The organism is Segatella bryantii, from assembly GCF_022024215.1.
GTDB classification, from domain to species: domain Bacteria; phylum Bacteroidota; class Bacteroidia; order Bacteroidales; family Bacteroidaceae; genus Prevotella; species Prevotella bryantii.
In genome coordinates, this window is the sequence record NZ_CP091798.1 from 2,176,292 (window position 1) to 2,199,278 (window position 22,987).

At 37.2% G+C, this 22,987-nt stretch carries 21 protein-coding genes and 2 tRNA genes; 5 read left to right on the plus strand and 18 right to left on the minus strand.

Annotated features, from left to right (window positions below; genetic code table 11):
- Positions 1 to 3: 3 nt before the first annotated feature.
- From pta to folP, 3 genes are all read right to left on the minus strand, one after another.
- Complete coding sequence (pta, locus tag L6471_RS13340) at positions 4 to 1,050, minus strand: phosphate acetyltransferase (protein WP_006281571.1); 1,047 nt, start codon at positions 1,048 to 1,050, stop codon at positions 4 to 6.
- 118 nt (positions 1,051 to 1,168) lie between these two features.
- A complete protein-coding gene (cdaA, locus tag L6471_RS13345) occupies positions 1,169 to 1,936 on the minus strand; it encodes a diadenylate cyclase CdaA (protein WP_006281572.1) in 768 nt (255 codons plus the stop codon).
- A gap of 5 nt (positions 1,937 to 1,941) precedes the next feature.
- Complete coding sequence (folP, locus tag L6471_RS13350) at positions 1,942 to 2,805, minus strand: dihydropteroate synthase (protein WP_094448240.1); 864 nt, start codon at positions 2,803 to 2,805, stop codon at positions 1,942 to 1,944.
- Positions 2,806 to 2,892: 87 nt separating this feature from the next.
- Here folP and L6471_RS13355 point away from each other — a divergent pair, with 87 nt between their 5' ends.
- Positions 2,893 to 4,197, plus strand: a complete 1,305-nt coding sequence (locus L6471_RS13355) for a UDP-N-acetylmuramoyl-tripeptide--D-alanyl-D-alanine ligase (RefSeq protein ID WP_074547958.1) — start codon at positions 2,893 to 2,895, stop codon at positions 4,195 to 4,197.
- An 81-nt stretch (positions 4,198 to 4,278) separates the two neighbouring features.
- Positions 4,279 to 5,043, plus strand: coding sequence for a HesA/MoeB/ThiF family protein (locus L6471_RS13360; protein WP_237797440.1), 765 nt, complete (start codon positions 4,279 to 4,281; stop codon positions 5,041 to 5,043).
- A 42-nt stretch (positions 5,044 to 5,085) separates the two neighbouring features.
- Here the strand turns inward: L6471_RS13360 and L6471_RS13365 are convergent.
- A tRNA-Phe gene (locus L6471_RS13365) sits at positions 5,086 to 5,158 on the minus strand.
- A 118-nt stretch (positions 5,159 to 5,276) separates the two neighbouring features.
- On the opposite strand from L6471_RS13365, the gene L6471_RS13370 reads away from it, so the two are divergent.
- A tRNA-Pro gene (locus L6471_RS13370) sits at positions 5,277 to 5,349 on the plus strand.
- A 41-nt stretch (positions 5,350 to 5,390) separates the two neighbouring features.
- On the opposite strand, the gene L6471_RS13375 is transcribed toward L6471_RS13370, so the two are convergent.
- The 7 genes from L6471_RS13375 to L6471_RS13405 all read right to left on the minus strand — a co-directional run bounded on the left by L6471_RS13375 (position 5,391) and on the right by L6471_RS13405 (position 12,915).
- Positions 5,391 to 6,323, minus strand: a complete 933-nt coding sequence (locus L6471_RS13375; protein ID WP_006281576.1) for a ComEA family DNA-binding protein — start codon at positions 6,321 to 6,323, stop codon at positions 5,391 to 5,393.
- A gap of 48 nt (positions 6,324 to 6,371) precedes the next feature.
- Entirely contained in the window at positions 6,372 to 7,739 is a 1,368-nt protein-coding gene (locus L6471_RS13380; protein WP_006281577.1) for a sodium-dependent transporter, read from the minus strand.
- Between the two features lie 38 nt (positions 7,740 to 7,777).
- Positions 7,778 to 9,139 carry a sodium-dependent transporter gene (locus tag L6471_RS13385; protein ID WP_237797441.1) on the minus strand — a complete coding sequence of 454 codons (1,362 nt, stop codon included), beginning with the start codon at positions 9,137 to 9,139 and terminating at the stop codon, positions 7,778 to 7,780.
- Between the two features lie 120 nt (positions 9,140 to 9,259).
- On the minus strand, positions 9,260 to 9,760 hold the full coding sequence (locus L6471_RS13390) for a CYTH domain-containing protein (protein ID WP_173651923.1): 501 nt from the start codon (positions 9,758 to 9,760) through the stop codon (positions 9,260 to 9,262).
- The gene (locus L6471_RS13395) at positions 9,760 to 9,909 is read right to left on the minus strand and encodes a hypothetical protein (protein WP_027453164.1); all 150 of its coding nucleotides are present in this window, start codon (positions 9,907 to 9,909) and stop codon (positions 9,760 to 9,762) included. The genes L6471_RS13390 and L6471_RS13395 overlap by 1 nt, the downstream gene beginning before the upstream one ends.
- A gap of 30 nt (positions 9,910 to 9,939) precedes the next feature.
- A complete protein-coding gene (gene prfB / locus L6471_RS13400) occupies positions 9,940 to 11,070 on the minus strand; it encodes a peptide chain release factor 2 (protein WP_006281580.1) in 1,131 nt (376 codons plus the stop codon).
- Positions 11,071 to 11,106: 36 nt separating this feature from the next.
- Positions 11,107 to 12,915 carry an AMP-dependent synthetase/ligase gene (locus tag L6471_RS13405; RefSeq protein ID WP_237797442.1) on the minus strand — a complete coding sequence of 603 codons (1,809 nt, stop codon included), beginning with the start codon at positions 12,913 to 12,915 and terminating at the stop codon, positions 11,107 to 11,109.
- A gap of 132 nt (positions 12,916 to 13,047) precedes the next feature.
- On the opposite strand from L6471_RS13405, the gene L6471_RS13410 reads away from it, so the two are divergent.
- Entirely contained in the window at positions 13,048 to 14,115 is a 1,068-nt protein-coding gene (locus L6471_RS13410; RefSeq protein ID WP_237797443.1) for a M20 family metallo-hydrolase, read from the plus strand.
- A 212-nt stretch (positions 14,116 to 14,327) separates the two neighbouring features.
- Here the strand turns inward: L6471_RS13410 and L6471_RS13415 are convergent, their stop codons facing one another.
- Genes L6471_RS13415 through dut form a run of 4 tightly spaced genes read right to left on the minus strand, consistent with a single transcriptional unit; the run spans position 14,328 to position 19,128 of the window.
- Entirely contained in the window at positions 14,328 to 15,977 is a 1,650-nt protein-coding gene (locus L6471_RS13415) for a murein hydrolase activator EnvC family protein (RefSeq protein ID WP_237797444.1), read from the minus strand.
- Positions 15,977 to 16,888 carry a DUF4292 domain-containing protein gene (locus L6471_RS13420; protein WP_179226450.1) on the minus strand — a complete coding sequence of 304 codons (912 nt, stop codon included), beginning with the start codon at positions 16,886 to 16,888 and terminating at the stop codon, positions 15,977 to 15,979. Before L6471_RS13420 ends, L6471_RS13415 begins: the two co-directional genes overlap by 1 nt.
- A gap of 2 nt (positions 16,889 to 16,890) precedes the next feature.
- Complete coding sequence (locus tag L6471_RS13425; protein ID WP_094448246.1) at positions 16,891 to 18,660, minus strand: tetratricopeptide repeat protein; 1,770 nt, start codon at positions 18,658 to 18,660, stop codon at positions 16,891 to 16,893.
- Positions 18,661 to 18,690: 30 nt separating this feature from the next.
- Complete coding sequence (dut, locus tag L6471_RS13430) at positions 18,691 to 19,128, minus strand: dUTP diphosphatase (protein ID WP_006281586.1); 438 nt, start codon at positions 19,126 to 19,128, stop codon at positions 18,691 to 18,693.
- A 111-nt stretch (positions 19,129 to 19,239) separates the two neighbouring features.
- On the opposite strand from dut, the gene dgt reads away from it, so the two are divergent.
- Entirely contained in the window at positions 19,240 to 20,577 is a 1,338-nt protein-coding gene (gene dgt, locus L6471_RS13435; RefSeq protein ID WP_006281587.1) for a dGTP triphosphohydrolase, read from the plus strand.
- 43 nt (positions 20,578 to 20,620) lie between these two features.
- On the opposite strand, the gene L6471_RS13440 is transcribed toward dgt, so the two are convergent.
- Genes L6471_RS13440 through L6471_RS13450 form a run of 3 tightly spaced genes read right to left on the minus strand, consistent with a single transcriptional unit; the run spans position 20,621 to position 22,923 of the window.
- Positions 20,621 to 21,052 carry a hypothetical protein gene (locus L6471_RS13440; RefSeq protein ID WP_006281588.1) on the minus strand — a complete coding sequence of 144 codons (432 nt, stop codon included), beginning with the start codon at positions 21,050 to 21,052 and terminating at the stop codon, positions 20,621 to 20,623.
- Between the two features lie 2 nt (positions 21,053 to 21,054).
- Positions 21,055 to 22,044 carry a GNAT family N-acetyltransferase gene (locus L6471_RS13445; RefSeq protein ID WP_006281589.1) on the minus strand — a complete coding sequence of 330 codons (990 nt, stop codon included), beginning with the start codon at positions 22,042 to 22,044 and terminating at the stop codon, positions 21,055 to 21,057.
- 51 nt (positions 22,045 to 22,095) lie between these two features.
- Entirely contained in the window at positions 22,096 to 22,923 is an 828-nt protein-coding gene (locus tag L6471_RS13450) for a hypothetical protein (RefSeq protein WP_006281590.1), read from the minus strand.
- Positions 22,924 to 22,987: the final 64 nt, after the last annotated feature.

Genomic DNA, 22,987 nt, shown 5'->3' on the forward strand with positions numbered 1-22,987 from the left:
AGTTTATGCCTTTTTAGCATCCTGAGCCTGACAAGCTGTAATTGCGATCATATAATAGATATCATCTACAGAACAACCACGAGACAAATCGTTAACAGGACGTGCGATACCCTGGAGGATTGGGCCAATAGCAATAGCACCACCAAGACGCTGAACGAGTTTATAACCGATATTACCAACTTCCAAATTAGGAGCAATCAAGACATTAGCCTTACCTGCGATTTCGCTACCTGGAGCCTTCTTAGCAGCAACACCTGGAACAAGAGCAGCATCTGCCTGAAGTTCACCATCAACATGAAGTGTAGGGAATTTTTCTTTAGCAATCTTAGTAGCCTCAACTACCTTGTCAATAATATATACACTCTTACCAGTAGCCTTATCGATAGCATCTTTAGCACTACCCTTAGTAGAGAAGCTTAACATAGCAACGCGAGGATCAGCAAAGCCAGCTACACTTCCTGCAGTCTGAGCAGTAGTATAAGCAATCTGAGCAAGCTGATCTGCTGAAGGATTAGGAGTAACAGCAACATCACCCATAACAACAACACCATTTTCACCAAACTCAGGCTGATTGGTAATCAGCAACATTGCACCACTAACACAAGTAATACCAGGAGCACACTTGATAATCTGCAACGCAGGACGAAGAGTATCACCTGTGGTACTCAATGCGCCAGAAATCTGACCATCAGCACCCTCTGTCTTGATAATCATACAACCCAAGTATAGATTGTTCTTGGTTACCAATTCACGAGCCTGCTCTATAGTCATACCCTTTTTCTTGCGAAGTTCAGCCAAAGCAGCTGCATACTCTTCTGTCTTAGGATTGTTTTGAGGATCAACGATAGTTGCCTTGTCGATATTCTTAAGACCCCATTTATCAGCAAGAGCCTTCAAATTATCAGGGTTACCGATGAGGATAAGATCTGCCAAGTCATCACCAAGAGCCTTATCGGCAGCTTTTAATGTGCGCTCTTCTTCTGCCTCAGGGAGCACAATACGCTGCTTGTTTGCTTTTGCACGCGCAATAATTTGCTGTAATAAATCCATAATATAATATATTTTAAAATTTAAATTTCAGTAGATCGTATTATTAAAAATTGTAACATCTGCTTTGCAAAAGTACGAAAAAATATGTAGATAGATGAGAAAGAAACTGCTTTTTTTTCTAAATCTCACGCGTAAGAACACTCTCCAACTCTTCTGCAGAAAGGCGAAGATGAAATTCGCCTTTTATAGCTACAGATATTCTACCCGTTTCTTCGGAAACTACTATTGCAATGGCATCACTATTTTGAGAAATACCCATAGCTGCACGATGGCGAAGTCCTAATTCTTTCGGAATATCTTGATTATGGCTGACAGGAAGTATACATCCTGCAGCTTCTATACGTTTACGAGATATAACCATCGCCCCATCATGCAACGGAGAATTTTTGAAAAAAATATTTTCTATCAAACGCTGGTTTATACGAGCATCAATAAGTTCACCCGTATCTACAATATCAGTTAAAGGTACGCCACGCTCTATGACGATCAGAGCACCAACATATTTTTTGCTCATACTCATACAAGCCATAACAATTGGTATAATCGTCTCTTTATCTTCTTCTTTAGTAGAGTTTCTATTAGACTTAAAGAAATTTACCAAGCGACGTATACCTTTCTGGGTGCCTAATTCATACAGGAATTTGCGAATATCTTCCTGAAAAATTACAATAAGCGCTATCACTCCGACACTGACCAACTTATCTAATATTGAGCCCAATAATTTCATTTCGACAATTTGACTAACAAATAGCCAAATTAAAACGAATAACATGATACCCAAAAAGACATTAAGAGACCGTGACTCTTTCATCAAGCGATAGATGTAATAAAGCATCAACGCCACGAGAAAAACATCGATAATATCCTTTATTCCAAATACGATCATAGAGTCTACACTTGAGAAGAAGAAATCAATTGATTATATATGGTTACAGCTTGAGAAGCCTCCAATACATCATGTACACGAAGTATTTTTGCACCTTTCATCAGTGCCATGGTATCCACAACAGTTGTACCATTCAATGCTTCATCAGCAGGCACCTGAATAAGTTGATGTATCATGCGCTTACGAGATACTCCAGCCAATACCGGCAGGCCAAATATTTCTAACTTATCCATTTCGTTAAGTATCTGGTAATTAGTCTCTATCGTTTTACCAAATCCAAAGCCAGGATCAAGAATTATATCCTTAACTTGCAATTCATGAAGCTGCTCTATTTCACGAGAAAAACGATATATCATATCATGTAGATTACCCTGTACAGACATCAGGATATAAGGAACTTTTAATTTTCCCATCATTTGGAAAATTTCTGGATATTCCCTTTCTTTTGAAGATTCTAAAGGAGTATCTACAATCCCCGTGATTCCACCTTCAGAAACATCATTGATAATATCTACCCCATATTCTTCCACTGCCATACGAGCTACATTCGGACGATAAGTATCGACAGAAACGATAGAAGAAGGAGATTCACGGCGTACGATAGCCAATGCAAAACGTAATCTACGCATTTCCTCTTCTTCCGAGACTTCTTGAGCACCAGGACGAGTCGAAAAAGCACCAACATCAATGATAGAACCACCTTCATTGATAATCTGCCAAGTTCGTTCAGCTATTTCTACTTCTGTTTGTTTACGACTTCCGGCAAAGAAACTGTCGGGGGTACAATTCAAGATACCCATAACAACTGGTTTCTGTAACGAAAGCAGTTGTCCATGGACATTTATCATATAGTCATTTTGCGCTGTCATATTACTGCAAAATTAAGAATATTAATTGAGAAAAAGCAGTAGCTTACAGTTTTTTTTGTACTTTTGCATTCAAATATTTATCACATCATGGATATAAAAGAACTCTACAAAATCTATCAAGAGCATCCTACGGTTACAACAGATAGCCGTGACTGTCCTCAAGATAGTATCTTCATTGCTTTGAAAGGCGAATCATTCGATGGTAACAAGTTTGCTGCCTCGGCTTTGGAAAAAGGTTGTTCCTATGCGATTATCGATGAGAAAGAATATGCCGTCGAAGGTGACTCAAGATATATTCTTACCGACAATACCCTAACCACATTCAAAGAACTAGCAAGAGAACATCGTCGACAGTTTGATATACCTGTTATTGGTATCACTGGTACTAACGGAAAAACAACTACAAAAGAACTAGTTTCTGCTGTACTCGGTGAAAAATATAATGTAATGCATACCGAAGGAAATTTTAATAATGACATCGGTGTACCAAAGACTTTACTGAGACTAAATAAGGAACATGAAATCGCAGTTGTAGAGATGGGTGCAAGCCATCCTGGAGACATCGATGTTCTTGTCAAATATGTAGAACCGACTTGTGGTATGATTACCAATGTTGGTCGTGCTCACTTACTGGGCTTTGGAAGTTTTGAAGGCGTCAAAAAGACCAAAGGTGAATTGTATGACTTTTTAGCTGAAAACGATGCTTTAGTATTTCTTAATGAAAGCAATCCACATCTTGTAAAGATGGTTCAGCAACGCAACATCAACCGCGTAATTACCTATGGCCAAGATGAAGATGCCAACATCCAAGGTGAAGTGCTCAGCTGTGCACCATTCCTGAAATTTAATTGGAGAAAAGAAGGCGAACCTCAGTTATACGAAGTTCAGACACAACTGATTGGTGCATATAATATCGACAATATGTTAGCTGCTATTACTATAGGCTTGCATTTCGGGGTTGATCCTGTACAGATTAATCATGCCCTAGAAAATTACTGCCCGAGCAACAATAGAAGTCAACTTACTGTTACAGAAAATAACAAGTTAATCGTAGATGCCTACAATGCCAATCCTTCTAGCATGGCTGCCGCCCTTGAAAATTTCAAAGTCATGGCAGTTTCACCCAAAATGGCTATACTTGGCGATATGCGTGAATTAGGTAACGTTTCTGACGCAGAGCATCAGAAGATTGCTGACATGCTCAAAGAATGCAATATTGATAAAGTATGGTTAGTAGGTGAAGAATTTGAAAAGACGAACTGTAATTTTACCAAATTCCACAATGTGGATGAAGTAAAAGAGGCTATACGACAGGAGAACCTTTCCGGATATTATATCCTTATTAAAGGCTCTAACGGCATTAAGCTATTCCAGCTTCCTGAATTATTATAAATTAAGAACTATCACTATATATTAATAAGAGCTGAAACTTTTTACCCAGTTTCAGCTCTTATCATAATAAATAAATAAAATATGACTGATTTAACCTCAGAACAAAAAGAAAGATATCATCGTAACATTCTACTTCCTTCTATTGGTATAGAAGGCCAAGAAAAAATTCTAAATGCACAAGTACTGATAGTCGGATCTGGAGGTCTGGGCTCTCCTATTGCGCTTTATCTTGCCGCTGCTGGTGTTGGTCATATTGGTATTATAGATGCAGATCGCGTAGATCTGTCTAATCTACAACGCCAAATTATACACTCTACACCCGATTTAGGACGATTAAAAGTTGAGAGTGCTCAAGAAAAAATAGAAAGACTTAACCCTGACACTAAAGTTACTACCTATCATACCCGTCTTACATCCGATAACGCAGAAAAAATTATCTCATCCTGGGATTTTATTGTAGATGCAACAGATAATTTTCAAACTAAATTTCTTATCAACGATACATGTATCAAGTTGAAGAAGCCTTTCTCACATGGTGCAATTCGAGCCTTTACCGGACAGACTTTTACACATGTACCTGGCACAACCTGTTATCGATGCTACTTACAAGAGCCACCTGCCGAAAATGATGTACCACGTAGCCATGAGACCGGAGTATTTGGAGCCATCGCTGGTATGCTTGGTACAATACAAGCGGCCGAAGTACTGAAATACCTTACAGGCTCAGGCGAATTACTTACCAATAAGTTACTTACTTTTGACGCACTCAACATGAAATTCAGAACGATGACTATACACAAAAGAGATAACTGCATTTGTCAGCACTCAAATAAGAACAAAATATAAGAACTAAAAAAAGCGATTACGTAAAACGTAATCGCTTATCTGTGGTACCTCTTGGAGTTGAACCAAGGACACATGGATTTTCAGTCCATTGCTCTACCACCTGAGCTAAGGTACCATTTCTGAATTGCGAGTGCAAAGATAAAACATTTTTTTGATTCCCACAAATTTTCTTCTAATTTTCTCTCAAAAAAAATTGATTATTCGTTTTTTTAGTGTAACTTTGCATTGCAAATCGGGATTTAGCGCAGTTGGTAGCGCACTACGTTCGGGACGTAGGGGTCGGGCGTTCGAGTCGCCTAATCCCGACAGAAAGCACTAAATGGATGATTCATTTAGTGCTTTTTATATTAAAATGATACATAAGGTGACAGTCGCTGTATGTCTTCAGCAGAAAAGTCTTTAAAAAGATGCAGCTCTGACAAGCTATTCAAGGGCCCTTTTAATCTACGATAATCACATATTTCACGAGCCTGATAAAAATTAATATATGGATGCTTACGAAGCTGATTTAAAGACAGTTTATTTACATTTAACTTGTGGATACTCTTATTGTTTATAACAAAAAATTTCAAGGCCTCTTCAGGAAACCCATCTATCTCCAAAAGTTGAGATACACTGAAATATCCACCTAACTGCTCTCGATAACGAACAATACGAGAAGCAAAAGTACTACCAATGCCAGGAACCTTTTTCAACATTGTAGTATCAGCCGTATTCAAAGATATATATTGTCCCACCTTTAACTTTTGAGGATATTTCAATGTATCACGCTCAAAAGAACGATTTTTTTCTGCATGAGAAACGGATGATTCAGGAAACAACTCTGCAGAAGGTTGATAATCATCACTAATCTGAATATAAGGTTCCAATGCACGATATTGCTTTTTTGTCAATCCATACAATCTGGCAAAATCTTCAGGTCTACGGTAAATACCACCCTTAGCACGATATCGATAAATACTTCTTACTTGCCAAGCCTGCAATCCTAAAGCCAATAACTGTGTACTATCTGCTGTATTAGGATCAAATGGAAACAAAGCTACATTTTTGCCTTCTACTTGATAATACTCTGCAGGTACATGATTACGACCATTCAATTGCGACACCGAATTTCCATAAAACCGCAATGAGTCTTCGTGAGACATATCTACACGAGTATAACTTGTATCAATATAAAAAAAGATAAAGATACAAACAACAGTGATTAACAATAAAACAAAAAGAGCCTTTCTATCGTTGCGCTGAAGATAAAAAATATGCTTCAAATAATTTCGCATCATTCTAGAATATATAACATACTTAAGCCATATATCTATAAAACGTAGCTATTATATTTTTATTATTCCCAATTGACGTAAAAAAATGAGTGCTATTAATACTGGACAAATAAACCGAACAGTAAAGATCCAAATACCATAGAAAGTACTCTTTAATGTACCCCAATTTGTGAATTCATCTTTTACAATTTTCTTGGAAACAAACCATCCCAAGAATATACAAGTAAAGAAAGAACCTAATGGAAGTAGAATATTTGAAGTAAGATAATCACAACAATCTAAAAAAGACTTATTTGCTATAAATTCCGTCAAGAACTGATTAGCACCAAAAGACAAAGAGCATAATATACCTATCACCATACAAACAGCAGTTTCGATGCAAGCTCCCTGCTTACGAGGTATTTTTAATTCCTCATAAAAAAAAGCCGTACCAATTTCATGCATAGAAATAGTAGATGTCAATGCTGCCAATGACAAAAGGAAATAAAATAACACAGATATAATATTTCCTAAAACTGGAACACCCGAGAATACTTGATAAAATACATTTGGCAGTGTTATAAAAATTAAAGATGGTCCACTATCAGGATTAACTCCAATAGAGAATGCTGCAGGAAAAATCATCAAACCAGCTAAAATTGCAATAAACGAATCTATAAGCGCTATAACAACAGCTGATTTTACCAAATTAGTTTGCCTATTGAAATAAGAAGCATACGTGCAAAGGCAAGCCGTACCTAGGCTTAAAGAAAAAAATGCCTGCCCCAAAGCATCAAAAATAACAGAAGACGATAATTTGCTCCAATCTACTTGAAACAAAAACTCAATTCCCTTAGAAGCATTTGGCAAAGAACATGATGCTATCACTATGATAACCAACAAAACAAATAAGGTTGGCATCAAGATATTAGAGGCCTTCTCTATACCGTTACGAACACCTCTAACCACAACAAAGTGTGTTAATAAAATAAAGCAAATTGTCCAACAAGTAGGTTCTATTGGATTAGAAGAGAACTCCTTGAAGTATTGTTGCACATAAACAGCATCTCCATTTATCTTTGCTGTTAAGGAAGCGAACAGATATTGAAGACACCATCCAGCAATAACAGCATAAAAGCCCAATATAATCATAGAGGTAAAGACACCCATATAACCAATAAGCCCCCAAGGGCCTTTTAAACTTAAATTACGATAAGCCCTTGCTGCATTGGTTCCCGAATGACGTCCTATAACAAATTCTGCAATAACACCAGGTATTCCTAATAACAAAATACAGACAAAATAAACAGCAATAAAAGCTGCGCCACCATTTTGACCTGTCATATAAGGAAATCTCCAAATATTTCCCAAACCCACAGCAGAACCTGCTGTAGCTAAAATTACACCGATTTTTGTAGCAAAACTTCCTCTATTTTCCATAAAAAATTATTCAGCTATCTTACCTTTATTGGCTACACTTAAATTACTCCCAACTGATGAAGAAAGATGACCAATATACATACAGGACAAACAAAACGCATAGTGAACAAAAAGAAATTAAAAAAAGTACCCTTTAATGTTCCCCAATTCGTAAACTCATCTTTAACCACTTGCTTAGGTACAATCCACCCCAAGAATATACAAGTAAGGAAACCACCTATTGGCAAAAAAATCTGCCCTGTTACAAAATCAAAGACTTCGAATAATGGTTTCCCAAAGAAAGACAAACCGCTCCAATTTCCTAATGATAACGAGCAAATAGAACCTATAACCAAAGTCGAGATAGTAACTATCAATGCACCCTTCTTACGGCTTATATGCAACTCTTCATATAAAAAAGCCGTACTTACCTCATGAAGAGATATTAAAGAGGTCAAAGCTGCTAAAGAAAGTAAACCATAAAACATCAAAGATACGATAACACCTATAAGAGGTTGGTTGCCAAAAGCTTGCTGAAATACATTTGGCAAAGTTATAAATACCAATGAGGCTCCACTATTCGGTTGAACACCAACAGAGAATGCAGCCGGAAATATCACCAATCCAGCCAAAATAGCTACCAAACTGTCCAATGCACTAATCTGGAGAGCAGATTTAATCAAATTCGTCTGACGAGAAAAATAAGAAGCAAATGTACAGATACATCCCATAGCAATACTCAATGAGTAAAAAGACTGCCCTAAGGCTCCAAGAAAAACATCAGACGTAACTTTACCCCAATCAGGAACAAAGAGAAAAGCTATACCCTTTGACGCATTCGGAAGCAGGCATGCTGCAACAACCATCATAACCAACAAGATAAACAAAGTTGGCATGAGCATCTTCGATATTTTCTCTATACCTCCTCTTACACCATTAATAATGACCACATGGGTTACAATAATAACTACTAACGTCCAAAATAATGGCATTAAAGGATCCATAGAAAAATTACTGAAATAATCAGCAAAATATTGAGGATCACCATGAAGTTGTCCGGTTATAGTTGCAAAAACATACTGCAAACACCAACCGGCAACAACAGCATAATAACCTGTAATCAAAAAACCGGTTAATACACCAAGAAAACCTATATACTTCCATGAACTTCCACCAGAAATCTTGCTATAAGCTCGATATGTATTAGAAGCACCATGACGACCTATAATAAATTCACCTAGCATACATGGCAAACCCAATATCAAAACGCATCCAAAATAAATCAGAATAAACGCCGCACCTCCGTTTTCACCAGCCATATATGGAAAACGCCATACATTACCTAATCCGACAGCAGAACCTGCCGTAGCCAATATTGCACCTAACTTACTACCAAAATTTACTCTCTCTGTATTTGACATAAAATTCTTCTTTTCGATTTACACTGCAAAAGTATAAAAAAAATATATCCTTTTATGCAAAAACGAAAGAAAATATCCAGATAATATATCAATTTCTTAGTCTTCTTACTTTTATATCACTTATATGTACTCTTCTGGCAAAGTATTCTTCCATAAAGAGAAAGGATTCTCTAATAAATGTGAATTGTAAAATCGCTTATCACCTGTTACCTCTATTCCTATAAATTCTGGTTTTTCAAATTCTTCTTCTGTACTTGATAACTCTACTTCAGCCATAATAAGGCCCACATTTTCACCATGGAAATCGTCTACTTCAAAAGTATGATTTCCTGATTTTACCAAATACCGATGCTTATCTATCACCCCACCCTTACATAGTTTGATAAGATGCTGAGCCTCATCCATGGTAATTTCTTTTTCAAATTCATAACGAGACAATCCCCCATCCACCGAATGGCTTTTTATCGTAAGGTAAGCCTGATTATCACGAATCCGAATACGAACTGTAGCACCATCAGCAGGAATATATCCCTGCACAATATGACTGCAAGAAAAGGCGGCACGTTTAAACGCGTCGCCTTTCTTGACTAAAAATTTCCTTTCTATTTCAAATCCACTCATTATACAATATAGACTGTAAATATTGCAAACATAATAGCTAGTACAATCAGAATGCCAAAAATCCAATTGACTACTTTTCTTCCTTGTTTTTCTTGTTTGGCCATATAAGCATCATGCTTTGCCTTTCTTAGTGCTTTATTAGTACCCATGATATGTTGTTTTAAAGGTTTATAATTCGATTATTCTGCAGAAGCAGCATCGACTGCAGCAAATTCCATCAAATATGATTTGATAAATTCATCTAATTTACCATCCATAACTCCATCCACATCAGAAGTCTGGTAATTAGTTCGGTGATCTTTTACGCGACGGTCATCAAATACATAGCTACGGATTTGACTTCCCCACTCAATTTTTTTCTTACCAGCTTCAACTTTAGCCTGTTCTGCTTGCTTTCTTTTCAACGCCCGATCATATAACTGTGACTTCAACAGTAACATAGCCTTAGCACGGTTTTTAGGTTGATCTCGTGTCTCCGTATTCTCAATCAGGATCTCTTCATGCTCACCAGTATCAGGATCCTCATACTGATAACGAAGACGAACTCCAGACTCAACCTTATTCACATTCTGACCACCAGCACCACCTGAGCGGAAAGTATCCCAAGAAACCTTGGCAGGATCAACATAAATTTCGATAGTATCATCTACAAGAGGAGTAACGAAAACAGAAGCGAAACTAGTCATACGCTTACCTTGAGCATTGTATGGAGAGACACGAACTAAACGATGTACGCCATTCTCACTCTTTAGGAAACCGTAAGCGAACTCACCGCCCTCAATCGTCATTTCCACACTCTTAATACCAGCTTCATCACCATCTTGCATATTGGTAATCTTTACGCTATATCCATGAGCCTCACACCAACGCATATACATACGCATCAACATAGAAGCCCAATCTTGACTTTCTGTACCACCAGCACCAGAATTTATTTTCAATACAGCATCCATACTGTCTTCTTCCTGACGAAGCATATTCTTCAACTCAAGATTCTCAATAGCCTTAATAGCTTTAGCATAATCGTCATCAACTTCTTCTTCAGTAACCATTTCATCCTTATAGAATTCAAAAGCTAACTGAAGTTCGTCTGCATATTGCCTAACCTCTTTATAACCATCAAGCCACTTTTGGATTTCCTTGACTTTTTTCATTTGTTCCTGAGCATATTTAGGATCATCCCAAAAATCAGGAGCCTGTGTGCGTAGTTGTTCTTCCTCGAACTCTACTTTTTTCTGATCTATATTCAAATAACGATATAGAGCTTCAGTACGCTCCATAACATTTTTTAACTGGTCTGCTGTTATCATCTTATTCTATTTTAATCTATTCATGGGCGCACCCCATTAACACTCATACATCTTATCTATAATTTCTTTGAAATTCTTATAAATTACCGACCTTCTAATCTTTAAAGTATTAGTCAGTTCACCTGATTCCATTGAGAAATGATGAGCAAGTAGTGTAAATTGCTTAATCTGTTCATAAGGAGCAAGTTGCTGCTGCAGTGTTTTAATTCTGTCAAACATCATCTTTACGACCTTCTCATTTGAACAAAGAGACTCTCTTGAATCAACTTTTATTTTATGCTCTCGTGCCCATTCTTCCAACACGCGAAAATCAGGAACGATCAATGCAGAAACAAATTTGCGCTGATCTGCAATAACTACAACTTGATCTACAAATTTATCGACTAACAATAATGCTTCTATTTGCTGTGGGGCAATATATTTTCCATTAGAAGTTTTAAAAAGATCTTTAATGCGTTCTTTCAAAAACAACTCACCATTTTTCAGATAGCCAGCGTCACCTGTATGGAAGAATCCTTCTTCATCGAAAGATTTGGCATTCACAGAGTCACGATGATAATAACCTGGGGTAATGGTAGGCCCCTTTAATAAAATCTCATCGTTCTCACCGATTTTAATTTGAATTCCATCTATCGGTCGTCCTACAGAACCAATAGTAAATGGTTCATTTGCATGATCGCAAGACACTGTAGCCAAACTTTCAGTAAGACCATATCCCACTATCATATTAATGCCGATGGAATGAATAAATTCCTCTACTTCTGGAGACACATAAGCCCCTGCTGTAGGAAAAATGTGTGGATGGTCTAGTCCTAGTTGCTTACGCACCAAACCCAAAATAGATTTATTATAAGCCTGATACTGTAATTCCAGCAAAAGAGGCACACGATGACCTTTACTTTTATAAACGATATTGCGCTTATGCCCTACTGCTAAAGCTGCCTGGAATATTTTCTTCTGAATAGCACTTGCAGAATCCATTTTTGCTTTAACAGCGATATAGACCTTTTCCCAAAAACGAGGCACAGAACTCATACAAGTTGGATGGGTTTCACGCATACTCTCCTGAATTTCCTTCGGATATGTATTAATAATCATCAATGCACCCTTCGACATAGCCAGATAAGCCCAGCCACGTTCAAAGATATGAGTGAATGGCAAGAAATTGATCACCCTATCATTTTCATTCACAGGTACACATTTAGCATTAGCTTCCAAAGCAGCTTTATACTGTTCATATGTAAGCACCACACCCTTACTATCACCAGTAGTACCACTCGTATAGAGGATATTACAGATATCTTTATCCGAAGCTTCACTCCAAAGTTTTTCCACTTCAGACTGGCGCGGTAGATTTTCACCTAATTTGATAAAATCTTCAAAGTAAAGAGTATTCGGATCATGTGAACTAATACGTACACTAGGATCATATATGACTATGCGTTCCAAAGTTGGGCATAAAGCGAACACTCTATGTGCTTTATCATATTGCTCTTGTTCTCCAACAAAAAGAATACGAATTTCGCTATCATTCAACATATATTGAATCTGCTGTTCACTGCTTGTCGCATAAAAAGGAATAGATATCACTCTTACACCATAAGCACCAAAATCCGTATACAAATATTGGATACAATTCTGAGAGAATACTGCTATTTTATCCTGTGGTTTTAACCCAAGATTAAGAAGCGCATTACTTACCTGTTTTACTCGTAAAGAGAATTGATTCCAGGAAACATCTTTCCATTTTTGGCTTCCAAAATTACGGAAAGTTAAAGCTGGTTTATCACCATACTTTTTAGCCTGTTCATGAATTAAAACCGAAAGATGACATCTCGTTTGCATAATAACAAAGTTTTATATTATTGCAAAGATAGAAGAATTTCATAAGAAAACAAAATAAATTGCCAACCATAATTTTCTTTTTCGGTATTTTTTTTATTTGTATATCATAAAAATTATGTAAGTTTGCGGAATATGAAAGAACTAGAATTATATACTAACGATGCTATCGAACTTTTACAAAAGCTCATTGCTATTCCATCTGTCAGCAGAACTGAAAAAGATGCAGCAGACGCTCTGGAAGAATCAATAATCCAATACGGTTTCAAACCTCATCGCGAAGGTAATAATATTTGGATACTCAGCGAAGGATGGGATACTAATAAGCCTACTCTTCTGCTCAATGCACATATTGATACTGTTAAACCTGTTGCGACATGGACAAAAAATCCATACGAACCGATCCTTGAAAACGGTATGCTATATGGCCTTGGAAGCAATGACTGTGGAGGTGGACTCGTCTCATTACTCCAAGTCTATCGTTTTTTAGCTAAAGAACCACAAAGTTTCAACTATATTTATTTAGCTTCTGCAGAAGAGGAAATCAGCGGTAAAGATGGCATCAGTAGAGCACTACCTTTACTGCCATCTGTTGATTTAGCCATTGTCGGTGAGCCCACTGGCATGCAACCTGCAGTTGCAGAAAAAGGACTTATGGTTATTGATGTTATAGCACACGGTAAAAGTGGGCACGCTGCTAGAAACGAAGGCGTTAACGCCATCTATGAAATAATTGACGATCTAACTTGGCTTAAGAATTATAAATTTAATAGAGTAAGTCCTTTCCTTGGTCCAACCAAGATGACAGTTACCCAAATCAATGCAGGAACCCAGCACAATGTTATTCCTGATAAATGTACTTTAGTCGTAGATATTAGAACCAACGAATTCTATGATAATGAAGATGTTTTTCATTTTATCGATGAACATACCAAAAGTGAATGCCATGCACACTCCTACCGACTTAAATCATCAAGAATAGATGTAGAACATCCGATTATTCAAAAGTGTATTTCTATGGGAATGACTCCTTTCGGATCTCCAACACTAAGTGATCAAGCACTCATGAGTTTCCCTTCTTTTAAATTAGGACCAGGAGAAAGCAGTAGAAGTCATTCCGCTGATGAATACATCAAAATCGATGAAATAAGAAATGCAATTAAGCAATATACTGAATTACTCCATCATACTGATATACGATAATACTGCATTATTCTGTTATATGTGTCTTTACGCATCTTTGCTGAAAATATCTCCATTACATACTGTAAAAGTCAGCAACTATTCGACAATTATTGTTATGCCAGGATTCGATGCATCGATATCATTTTTTTAAAGCTCTTCATATTACATGATAACATGAGAAATATAAAAAAGAGGCTTAAATCTTAATAAATTTAAGCCTCTTTTTTATATTATCGACCTAGCCAAGCTTCAGGATTCAATTTAGCCGTTTCTTTACGGAGCTGAAACTGCAATATATTATCTGCTCCTACCGAACCTAATCCTTGTCTTGCACTAACCCGTTGCCCACGATGGACAGCCACAGACTTCAAGTTACAATAAACAGAAATATACGCCCCGTGGCGAACCATGACAACCCATGTACCCGAGTAGCCGAAGACTGCAGAAACCTCACCATCATAAATGGCTCTGGCATTACACCCTGCATGCCCCATAATATTAATACCTTTATTATCAAGAGTAACACCATTTAAGCCATCTACGCTATGTTGACCAAAATGGCTGACAATACGATAGCTACCTGTAATAGGCATAGGAAGTCGACCACGATTAGCTTCAAATCCACTATTCATCATACGGTCTACCGATGACAAAGATTCAGCCTCACGAGCCTCTTCTTTAGCTTCAGCTAATTCTTTTTTTGTTCTTACCTCATCAGCTTTCGCTTTACGCTCAGCTGCTTCTCGAGCCACTTGAGCTTCACGAGCAGCCTGAGCCGCTGCAGCTTCTCGAGCAGCGGCTGCCTTAGTTGCAGCCTCAGCAGCGGCTATCTTCTTAGCTTCAGCTGCTGCGGCCTGAGCACGTTTGGCAGCTTCGGCAGCCTTACGAGCGGCCTCGGCCTCTGCTTTCAATTTAGCCTCTCTCGCTTTTGCCTCAGCTATTCGTCGTGCATTTTCACGAGCTGCGGCTTCGGCTGCAGCTTTCTTTTTAGCCAACTCAGCAGCTCTTCGCTTAGCAGCTTCGGCAGCAGCAGCTCTTTTCTTTGCTTCAGCTGCAGCACGAGCACGTGCTTTTGCCACTTCTTGTGCTACCAAACGATCTATTTGTGCATTCAATGCAGCATCTTTCTTATGTTGCTCTGCTATGATATTCTGTATCGTTTTTTGTTGGGACTGTAGTGTTTTCACTACATCTTGCTGCTCTGTCTTTTTACCCTCCAATTCTGTACGAGCCCTTTTGCTTTCGGTAAGCAAGCTGTTTTTATGCCCCTTTACTTTTTCCAGTTCAACATGCTTACCAGTAACCTCTTCTTGCTTGGCCTTTACCATATCACCCTGCGCCTTTTGGAAAGCAGCATATTGTCGTATAAAACGGAAACGGCGATACATTTGAGCAAAACTTTTGGCACTAAAAATAAACATAAGTTTATCTTGAACAGAATGATGTCTGCTCATATATCGCATAGACTTGATATACTTGGCCTTACGGTCTTGTAACTGCTGCTCTAACGTTTTGAGCTGACTTTTAAGAATGCCAATATTACCTTCTATATGGTGAATATCACTCTGAATACCATCTATACTTTTTTGCTTCTGGTCGATTTCACTGTTAATCACTAGAAGATTTTGAAGACGCTGCTTAACGTTTTCCTTATTAGCACGCAATTCAGCCTCCTGTTCACGAATTTTTTTCTGAATAGCAGCCCTTTGATTCTGCAATCCACGGATAGAAGAATTCGTATAAACAGTATTTTTTATTATTTTTGATTTTGCTACCTTTGTTGTTGTAGCCTTACCATTTAATTTCCTTTGCTTTTTATTCTGAGCATAAGGCAATAAGCAAAAAGAAATTAGTAATACAATTAATAGGACTCGTTTCATTACATATTCATAATTTGACCCAGTACTTCCTGGACATCTACTTGCTTATATTTGGGTGACAGTTCTGTTTCCAAACTCCAATCACTACTTGTACCCAACTCATCCATATTTATAGTTACCTTTACCTTTTGTTCCTTACGAGTTGCATGAGTAACAAATTCAAATATCTGAGAAGCAGGGAACTGTTTCACACCGATATTCTTAAAGTCAGAATACTTCCAATTTAAAGTAGAAGTGCCATACTTCGTATCTTTAAAAGCAATTATAGCTTCTTGGATTTTTGCTGAAGTTTTATCTGTATTCCAATTATAGGTCATTGATCCATTCTTCAATGTTAAAGGAATGAATTCACCCTTCTCATCAAGACTAACAGAGAAGCGCTTCAAATCAGAATCAGATACTTTAGTGTTACCTGGCACTAGCAACTGATTCCAAAACAAGGCCTGCAATGAATAAAAATTAAGCCCCTGCTTCTGTAAGAAATCTACCTGATTATAATCAGCCTTAATATACTGCTTATGAATTCGATCTACTATTAACACATAATCTGGTGTAAAATCCATGCGTCCAACTTCACTTCCTAATATTGGAATAAACAACTGGATGCGAATCATTTTATTCTTGCGAAGTTTAAGAGCTCCAGGAACAGATATATTTTTTGAACCCGCCTCGAGGCGAAAACTCATGCCACCGACAATATTTTCCGTATACACCTGATTATCATATACCCTACGTGCATAAGTCAATTCACGCACAGATCGTGTCTGAGATTTTTCAGACTCAACTTGCATATGTAAAGTATCTTGCTTCAAACGAGTTTCTGAATTGAGGGACATTTTTTTTGCTACACAAGATGTAGACAACATCAAAAGCACCATGCCCATCATGAAAAACAGTAATGGTTTCTTCATTCTCATTCTTTAATATATTTTTTTTGTTTTATTTTACGAGGTAAAGCCTTGCTATCATTTCCTGCATGAAGAGACTTTTTCCAGAATTTTACAGCTTCTTCCTGCAATTGATTCATAGAATAAATATCGCCAGCATGTTCTAGGATAACCGCACTCTGTATGGAGTCAGAATCAGTTTTTATCGCCTGATCAATATATATTTTTGCTTCAGAATAACGCTGCTCCATAAATAATATCCAAGCATACGTATCCAAAAAAGTTACATTATTAGGCTCTGCCTTTATCGTCTTATAGCTCATCTGCTCCGCCTTCTGTAGATTTCTATTTTCTACACTGAGATAATAAGCATAATTGTTTAAGCACCCATAATTATCAGATTTCCACTGAAGACAACTATCATAAGCAGCAAAAGCCTCATCAGCCAATCCCTTTTGGTGTAGGATATCACCCATAATCGCATAGAAGTCTGATACGATATTAGCATTACTCTGCGAATTAATCTGACTTACACCACGTCTAAAGGCATCAAGCGCATTGTCATTCTTATCTTGTTGAAAATAAGACAAACCAAGGAAATAATAAAAAGCCATTTCGTCGGGACGATAGGCTATACCAGTCTGACTTAAACTAATCACTTTATCAAAGTCTTTCTTGGCCCAGTATGACTGAATGATCTGAATTCTAGCACCTGCATTATCCGGAGCAATCTCCAAAACCTTCTCCAATGCCTTATTTAGAGAATCTTCAGGCATTTTTTTTAAACTCATATAGGCAGCTTTCAACTCTGCAAGGTCGCCATTGGTTTGAGGAACAGACAAGGCTAAATCAAATAAATGAAATATTTTAGTTGAATCACCAGACTCCTGTTCATTTTTCTGTATAGCCGATCTGAGCATACTTGCCTTAGTTTCATTGTCCATTTTGGGACTTACTAGGATATTTAACATTAGTTTTTCTGCTAATGAATCCTCGTGAACTGCAGTATAATAATCATATAATGATGACTGTGCATAAGCATTATTCGGTTCGTCTTGAAGAACAGTCATAAAATTCTTATAAGCTTCTTTTTCTCTGCCATTCTGCATGAGCCAGTTACCAAGCATTATTTTATAGTTGGCATCCAGCGGATGCTTCTCTACAAGCGTCTTTAGTTCACGATAAGCAGACTTTTTGTCATTCATCATTTCGTAAACTCTCATTTTTGCTAAAGAAAACTGCTCACTACTACCCTGAAGAGTCTCCAAACGATTAATTGTTTGAATCATCATGTCATATTTCTTCTGCTGCTGATATAGTTGTGACAGCAATTGAAGATACTCTGCGCTCTCTGGATTTTTACGGCTCAATTCTTCATACTTTTCTATTGCCAAATCGTAATTACGATTACCAATATAATATTGAGCGATACGTTCTAAATAGGTAGAATTATCAGGATTTAAAGCTGAAGCTTTCTCTAAGGAAGCCAAAGCTAACGAGTCATTTTTCAGCTGAGAATAATACATCGACTGATAATAATAGGCCTCAGCAGCATTAGGATTAATATCAAGCGCATGTTGCAACAGACTGAATGCTGCATCATATCTGCCCGCATTCTGCTGACGCATAGCTTCCAAAAAGAAATATTGATAGCGCTTCTGGTCATTTTTTGATAATTCGGTAACCGGAAGGGAACTATTACTCTTTTGGACCTTTCGGGCAAATAATGGTAGCAAGATAAAACTCAAGCAACCAATTATGAACAACTGATATATTATTTTTTTTCCTTTAAACATTTTACTATCTCCACCAACAATGGACCAAGATTATTTTACACCTGTATGGCCATAACCACCTGTTCCACGTTCTGTTTCATCCAACGAACTGACGATATCAAATTCACTCTGCTCATAACGTGCTATAACCATTTGAGCAACACGCTCTCCATCATTTATAATGAAATCCTGATCCGAGAAATTAATCAATAGTACCATGATTTCACCACGATAATCTGCATCAATCGTTCCCGGAGAATTCAACACGGTAATGCCATGCTTTAGAGCCAAACCTGAGCGAGGACGAATTTGAGCTTCATAACCATCAGGTAAAGCAATATGTAAACCGGTCGGAATAAGTTTTCTTTCCATAGGCCGCAAAACAACAGCCTCATCCAAATTAGCACGAAGATCCATACCTGCACTTTGCACTGTAGCGTAAGCAGGCAATTGCTGATGCCCAGTATTAACAACTTTAATTTTCAACATAAATAGGTGATTTTACAGATTTAATTGCAAAAATAGCTATTTATCCTTACATACTAGCATTTTTAAACATAAAATGCTAGTATTTAGATAAAAATAAACTACTTTTGTGACATGAATTGGCAACAACTAATTACCAACAAACGGCTTGGTCAAGAGCATAAACATGCTCTTCGGCATGATGATCGATCAGAATTCAAAAGAGATTATGATCGACTCATTTATTCTGCACCTTTCAGAAGACTGCAAAACAAGACACAGGTATTTCCGCTCCCTGGCAGTATCTTTGTTCATAACCGTCTTACACACAGTCTAGAAGTATCATCGCTCGGCATGAGTTTGGGCAATGATATATGCAGAAGACTCAAAATAAAACACCCAGAACTAACCAACACTTTATTTGAGGAAATCGGTACTATAGTTAGTGCTGCTTGCTTGGCACACGATATGGGAAATCCTCCTTTTGGACATTCTGGCGAAAAGGCTATGCAGACATTCTTTTCTGAAGGAAAGGGAAGTATTCTAAAAAGTCAACTCAGCTCACAATTTTGGGATGACATCACCCATTTCGAAGGAAACGCTAATGCTTTCAGACTCCTGACCCATCAGTTTAACGGCAGAAGACCAGGAGGATTCGCAATGACTTATTCAATGCTGGCTAGTATTGTAAAGTATCCATTTGCAAGCAGTCTTGCTGGTAGTCATGGTAAGTTTGGGTTCTTTAAAACAGAACAAGAAACCTATCACAAAATTGCCGATGAATTGGGTATCATCTGTAAAAGTAAACCAGGCGAACCTCTGAAATATGCCCGTCACCCACTCGTATATCTCGTAGAAGCAGCTGATGATATCTGCTATGAAATTATGGATATAGAAGATTCTCACAAACTCAAACTTATTAGCTTTGACGAAACAAGACACGCACTTTTAAATTTCTTCGATGAAGAAGGCAAAGCGTATATCCAAGACACAATTGAGCATGAAGGGGTTACTGACGAAAACGAGCAAGTGGTTTATATGAGGGCTTGCGTAATTGGGAAACTCGAAGGTGAATGCGTCAATACTTTTATCGAACATGAAGACGAAATACTCAATGGTACTTTCGAAGGCAGTTTGATTCAAAACATCACACCATCCGTGAAAAAAGCTTATCAATATTGCGAAAAGCTATCGCATGAGAAGATTTATCACAGCAAACCAGTACTAGATATCGAGTTATCAGGTTATAAGATACTGGAAACATTGATGGAAGTATTTATCGATGCAGCAATAGAACCTCAGAAATTTTACTCCCAACAACTGATAAGAAGAGTGAGTAGCCAATATTCCATCCACAGCGAAGACTTAGAAACTAGAATATTGGCCATAATAGACTATATAAGCGGCATGACCGATGTATATGCCTTAGATGTATATCAAAAAATTAATGGTATCAGTCTGCCTATTGTATAATGCAGACGGATACCACTAATTATTTATAGAAATTATATATTGATTACATCAATTTCTCTATATTCGTTCGGTAATTTTGCCAGTACAAAATTTTATCTTGTACCTTTTTCTTGTCAATCACTCTATTTAGGCGAGCGTCTGAAAGTTGAGTGCTCATCAAGAATATATAGTGATCAATCAAAGCAGCTTTAGCCTTGACCGTCTTTTTCTTAGGATATCCACGTTTAGCGGTTTCTTGAGACCAAACTTCAGAAATCTCATTAATCTTTTGTCCTGTAGTTTTCAAATCTTTTAAAAATTTGCTACGATAAGCTTTATCTTCAGCTGACAAATTGCCTAATTTTGCTAAATCAGAAGCACTGATAGAATCAGTCAAAATATCCAAATCAAGATCAATCACATCGTTAGAAGACTGAGCTGATGCCATTAAAGGCATCAACAAAGCAATGATTACCAAATACAAAATTTTCTTCATACTCATTTCTCCTTATAAATAATTTTATTGGCTCCACTTGTTATTTTAAGTGCCTCAGGATGCTCTTCTATAAAACTATTAATGTGTCTTACTATTTTTTCTTCTAAGATTTCACTAACAGAGATTAGAATTCCCGTTTCTTCTACATCACCAAAACCATAATTGATAGCTGTACCAAACAATTTCATGGTAGGACTCAAATTCATATATGCATTGACCAATGGAGGGATGTTATAACCAAACTCACGAATACGACGATTCAAAATACGATAGTCCTCCTTAAAATTATTACCATTAAAGAGAGGACGCAATTTGTCTTCTGACGTTTCTAACGCCAAAGGCTTAATTGGAATAACGAGATTTTCCTTATCTTCAAAATGTTTTTTTAAGAAATACAATATCATATCTCTACCCTCACGGATATATGAAGGGTACATCGTCATTTTTCCAAAGAAATATCTAATATTTGGATAAATTACAGTTAAAGCGCCTAATCCATCCCACAAATTATCCAAAGCAAAGATACTCTTTGTATTCTTACGCGCATTCTGATATTCAAGTGACACGAAAGAACGACCTAGTTCCACGGTATAAGGAGCATATTCCTTAATAAATTTGTCAGAAAAATGAAACATATGACTAGTTGCCAATATTGGCTGGCCATTTTCATTATACTGCCAGTCTCTTCCTAAAATATAACGATATCCACCAATGATTTCATTAGCTTCAGGATTCCAGACGATTAGTTGTTTATAACAATTAGGTCCAAGATCAAATTCATCGATATCCATAGACTTGCCTGTACCTCCACCTGCTTCACGAAAAGCAATTTCACGCAGACGTCCAATCTCCTTCATCACATTAGGAGAATCATTAGCTGTTACGATATAAATATGATTGTGACTTTTATTGGTTGTACGAAGTCTCTTTTCCGGAGTCAACTCCTTGAGTAGGAGTTCCGTATCAATCGGCTGAATAATATCTTCTTCCATTTCTTAAATATATTTGATCAAAAATAAACAGATCCTTCTGTCTAAAATTGATTATAATTCATAAACTTTATCTTCTACCCACTGTGCCCATTCGGCAGGGGTTTTACTTTTATCAAATGTCTGCCAAGGAATAGGCTTACCTATAGAAACTCGAAATGATTTATGCACATTTTTATACATTTCATCTACCAAGAATAGCATGGCAATATTAAACTTGATATGCAAGGCCTTACATGCATTGGCCAATTTATAAAAGAATTCAGAATTCTGACCACCAAAATGGATAGGCACTATATCGCGCTGATATTCTATACTCTTACTGATGAATGTCTTCTTCCAAGGAATATCGTGAACCTTACCATTAATTTTTCGTGAACATAATCCTGCAGGAAACATCAACATATGGTTATCACTTTGAAATCCTGCTTCTACCATAGCAGGGAATGAACGTCCTTTCTTACCCGTTTTATTAATACCAATACTTACAGGTTTTAATCCAGGCAGATAAAGCAGTAAATCATTGACTAAATAACGGAATTTTCCCTCATAATGCTCACCGATAATAGATCCTAATGCTACTCCGTCTGCCCCACCTAAAGGATGATTGGATACAAACGTATAAAGTTTACCATCATTTTTATCTGGGAGATTTTCCTTTCCTACAATCTGAAGATCCATATCCAAATAGTGCACACACTCGGTCAACCACTCTGTGCCAGTTTTGTGGCGGCTCTCCCATAAATAGCGATTCACTTCATCTTCGTGAACGATTCGTTTAAGCCAAGACACAACAAATCTTGGAACATATTTTGCTTTTGTCCCTAACTTGTTCTTTAGAATATTATCGATATCTATCGTTTTCTCTATATTGTCACTCATCACACTAACACTATCTTAATGCAAAAATAGTAGAACTTTTTCAATTATATCCATTTTTCCATAA

Bases quoted from the DNA above. Each gene is read 5' to 3' on its own strand.
- L6471_RS13450 (WP_006281590.1), bottom strand. From the start codon at position 22,923: ATGAGTGACAATATAGAGAAAACGATAGATATCGATAATATTCTAAAG.
- prfB (WP_006281580.1), bottom strand. From the start codon at position 11,070: ATGATAACAGCAGACCAGTTAAAAAATGTTATGGAGCGTACTGAAGCT.
- L6471_RS13355 (WP_074547958.1), top strand. From the start codon at position 2,893: ATGGATATAAAAGAACTCTACAAAATCTATCAAGAGCATCCTACGGTT.
- L6471_RS13360 (WP_237797440.1), top strand. From the start codon at position 4,279: ATGACTGATTTAACCTCAGAACAAAAAGAAAGATATCATCGTAACATT.
- L6471_RS13385 (WP_237797441.1), bottom strand. From the start codon at position 9,139: ATGTCAAATACAGAGAGAGTAAATTTTGGTAGTAAGTTAGGTGCAATA.
- L6471_RS13375 (WP_006281576.1), bottom strand. From the start codon at position 6,323: ATGATGCGAAATTATTTGAAGCATATTTTTTATCTTCAGCGCAACGAT.
- L6471_RS13415 (WP_237797444.1), bottom strand. From the start codon at position 15,977: ATGAAACGAGTCCTATTAATTGTATTACTAATTTCTTTTTGCTTATTG.
- cdaA (WP_006281572.1), bottom strand. From the start codon at position 1,936: ATGATCGTATTTGGAATAAAGGATATTATCGATGTTTTTCTCGTGGCG.
- pta (WP_006281571.1), bottom strand. From the start codon at position 1,050: ATGGATTTATTACAGCAAATTATTGCGCGTGCAAAAGCAAACAAGCAG.
- L6471_RS13405 (WP_237797442.1), bottom strand. From the start codon at position 12,915: ATGCAAACGAGATGTCATCTTTCGGTTTTAATTCATGAACAGGCTAAA.
- L6471_RS13420 (WP_179226450.1), bottom strand. From the start codon at position 16,888: ATGAAGAAACCATTACTGTTTTTCATGATGGGCATGGTGCTTTTGATG.
- L6471_RS13440 (WP_006281588.1), bottom strand. From the start codon at position 21,052: ATGAAGAAAATTTTGTATTTGGTAATCATTGCTTTGTTGATGCCTTTA.
- L6471_RS13425 (WP_094448246.1), bottom strand. From the start codon at position 18,660: ATGTTTAAAGGAAAAAAAATAATATATCAGTTGTTCATAATTGGTTGC.
- L6471_RS13395 (WP_027453164.1), bottom strand. From the start codon at position 9,909: ATGGGTACTAATAAAGCACTAAGAAAGGCAAAGCATGATGCTTATATG.
- folP (WP_094448240.1), bottom strand. From the start codon at position 2,805: ATGACAGCGCAAAATGACTATATGATAAATGTCCATGGACAACTGCTT.
- L6471_RS13390 (WP_173651923.1), bottom strand. From the start codon at position 9,760: ATGAGTGGATTTGAAATAGAAAGGAAATTTTTAGTCAAGAAAGGCGAC.
- dgt (WP_006281587.1), top strand. From the start codon at position 19,240: ATGAATTGGCAACAACTAATTACCAACAAACGGCTTGGTCAAGAGCAT.
- L6471_RS13380 (WP_006281577.1), bottom strand. From the start codon at position 7,739: ATGGAAAATAGAGGAAGTTTTGCTACAAAAATCGGTGTAATTTTAGCT.
- L6471_RS13445 (WP_006281589.1), bottom strand. From the start codon at position 22,044: ATGGAAGAAGATATTATTCAGCCGATTGATACGGAACTCCTACTCAAG.
- dut (WP_006281586.1), bottom strand. From the start codon at position 19,128: ATGTTGAAAATTAAAGTTGTTAATACTGGGCATCAGCAATTGCCTGCT.
- L6471_RS13410 (WP_237797443.1), top strand. From the start codon at position 13,048: ATGAAAGAACTAGAATTATATACTAACGATGCTATCGAACTTTTACAA.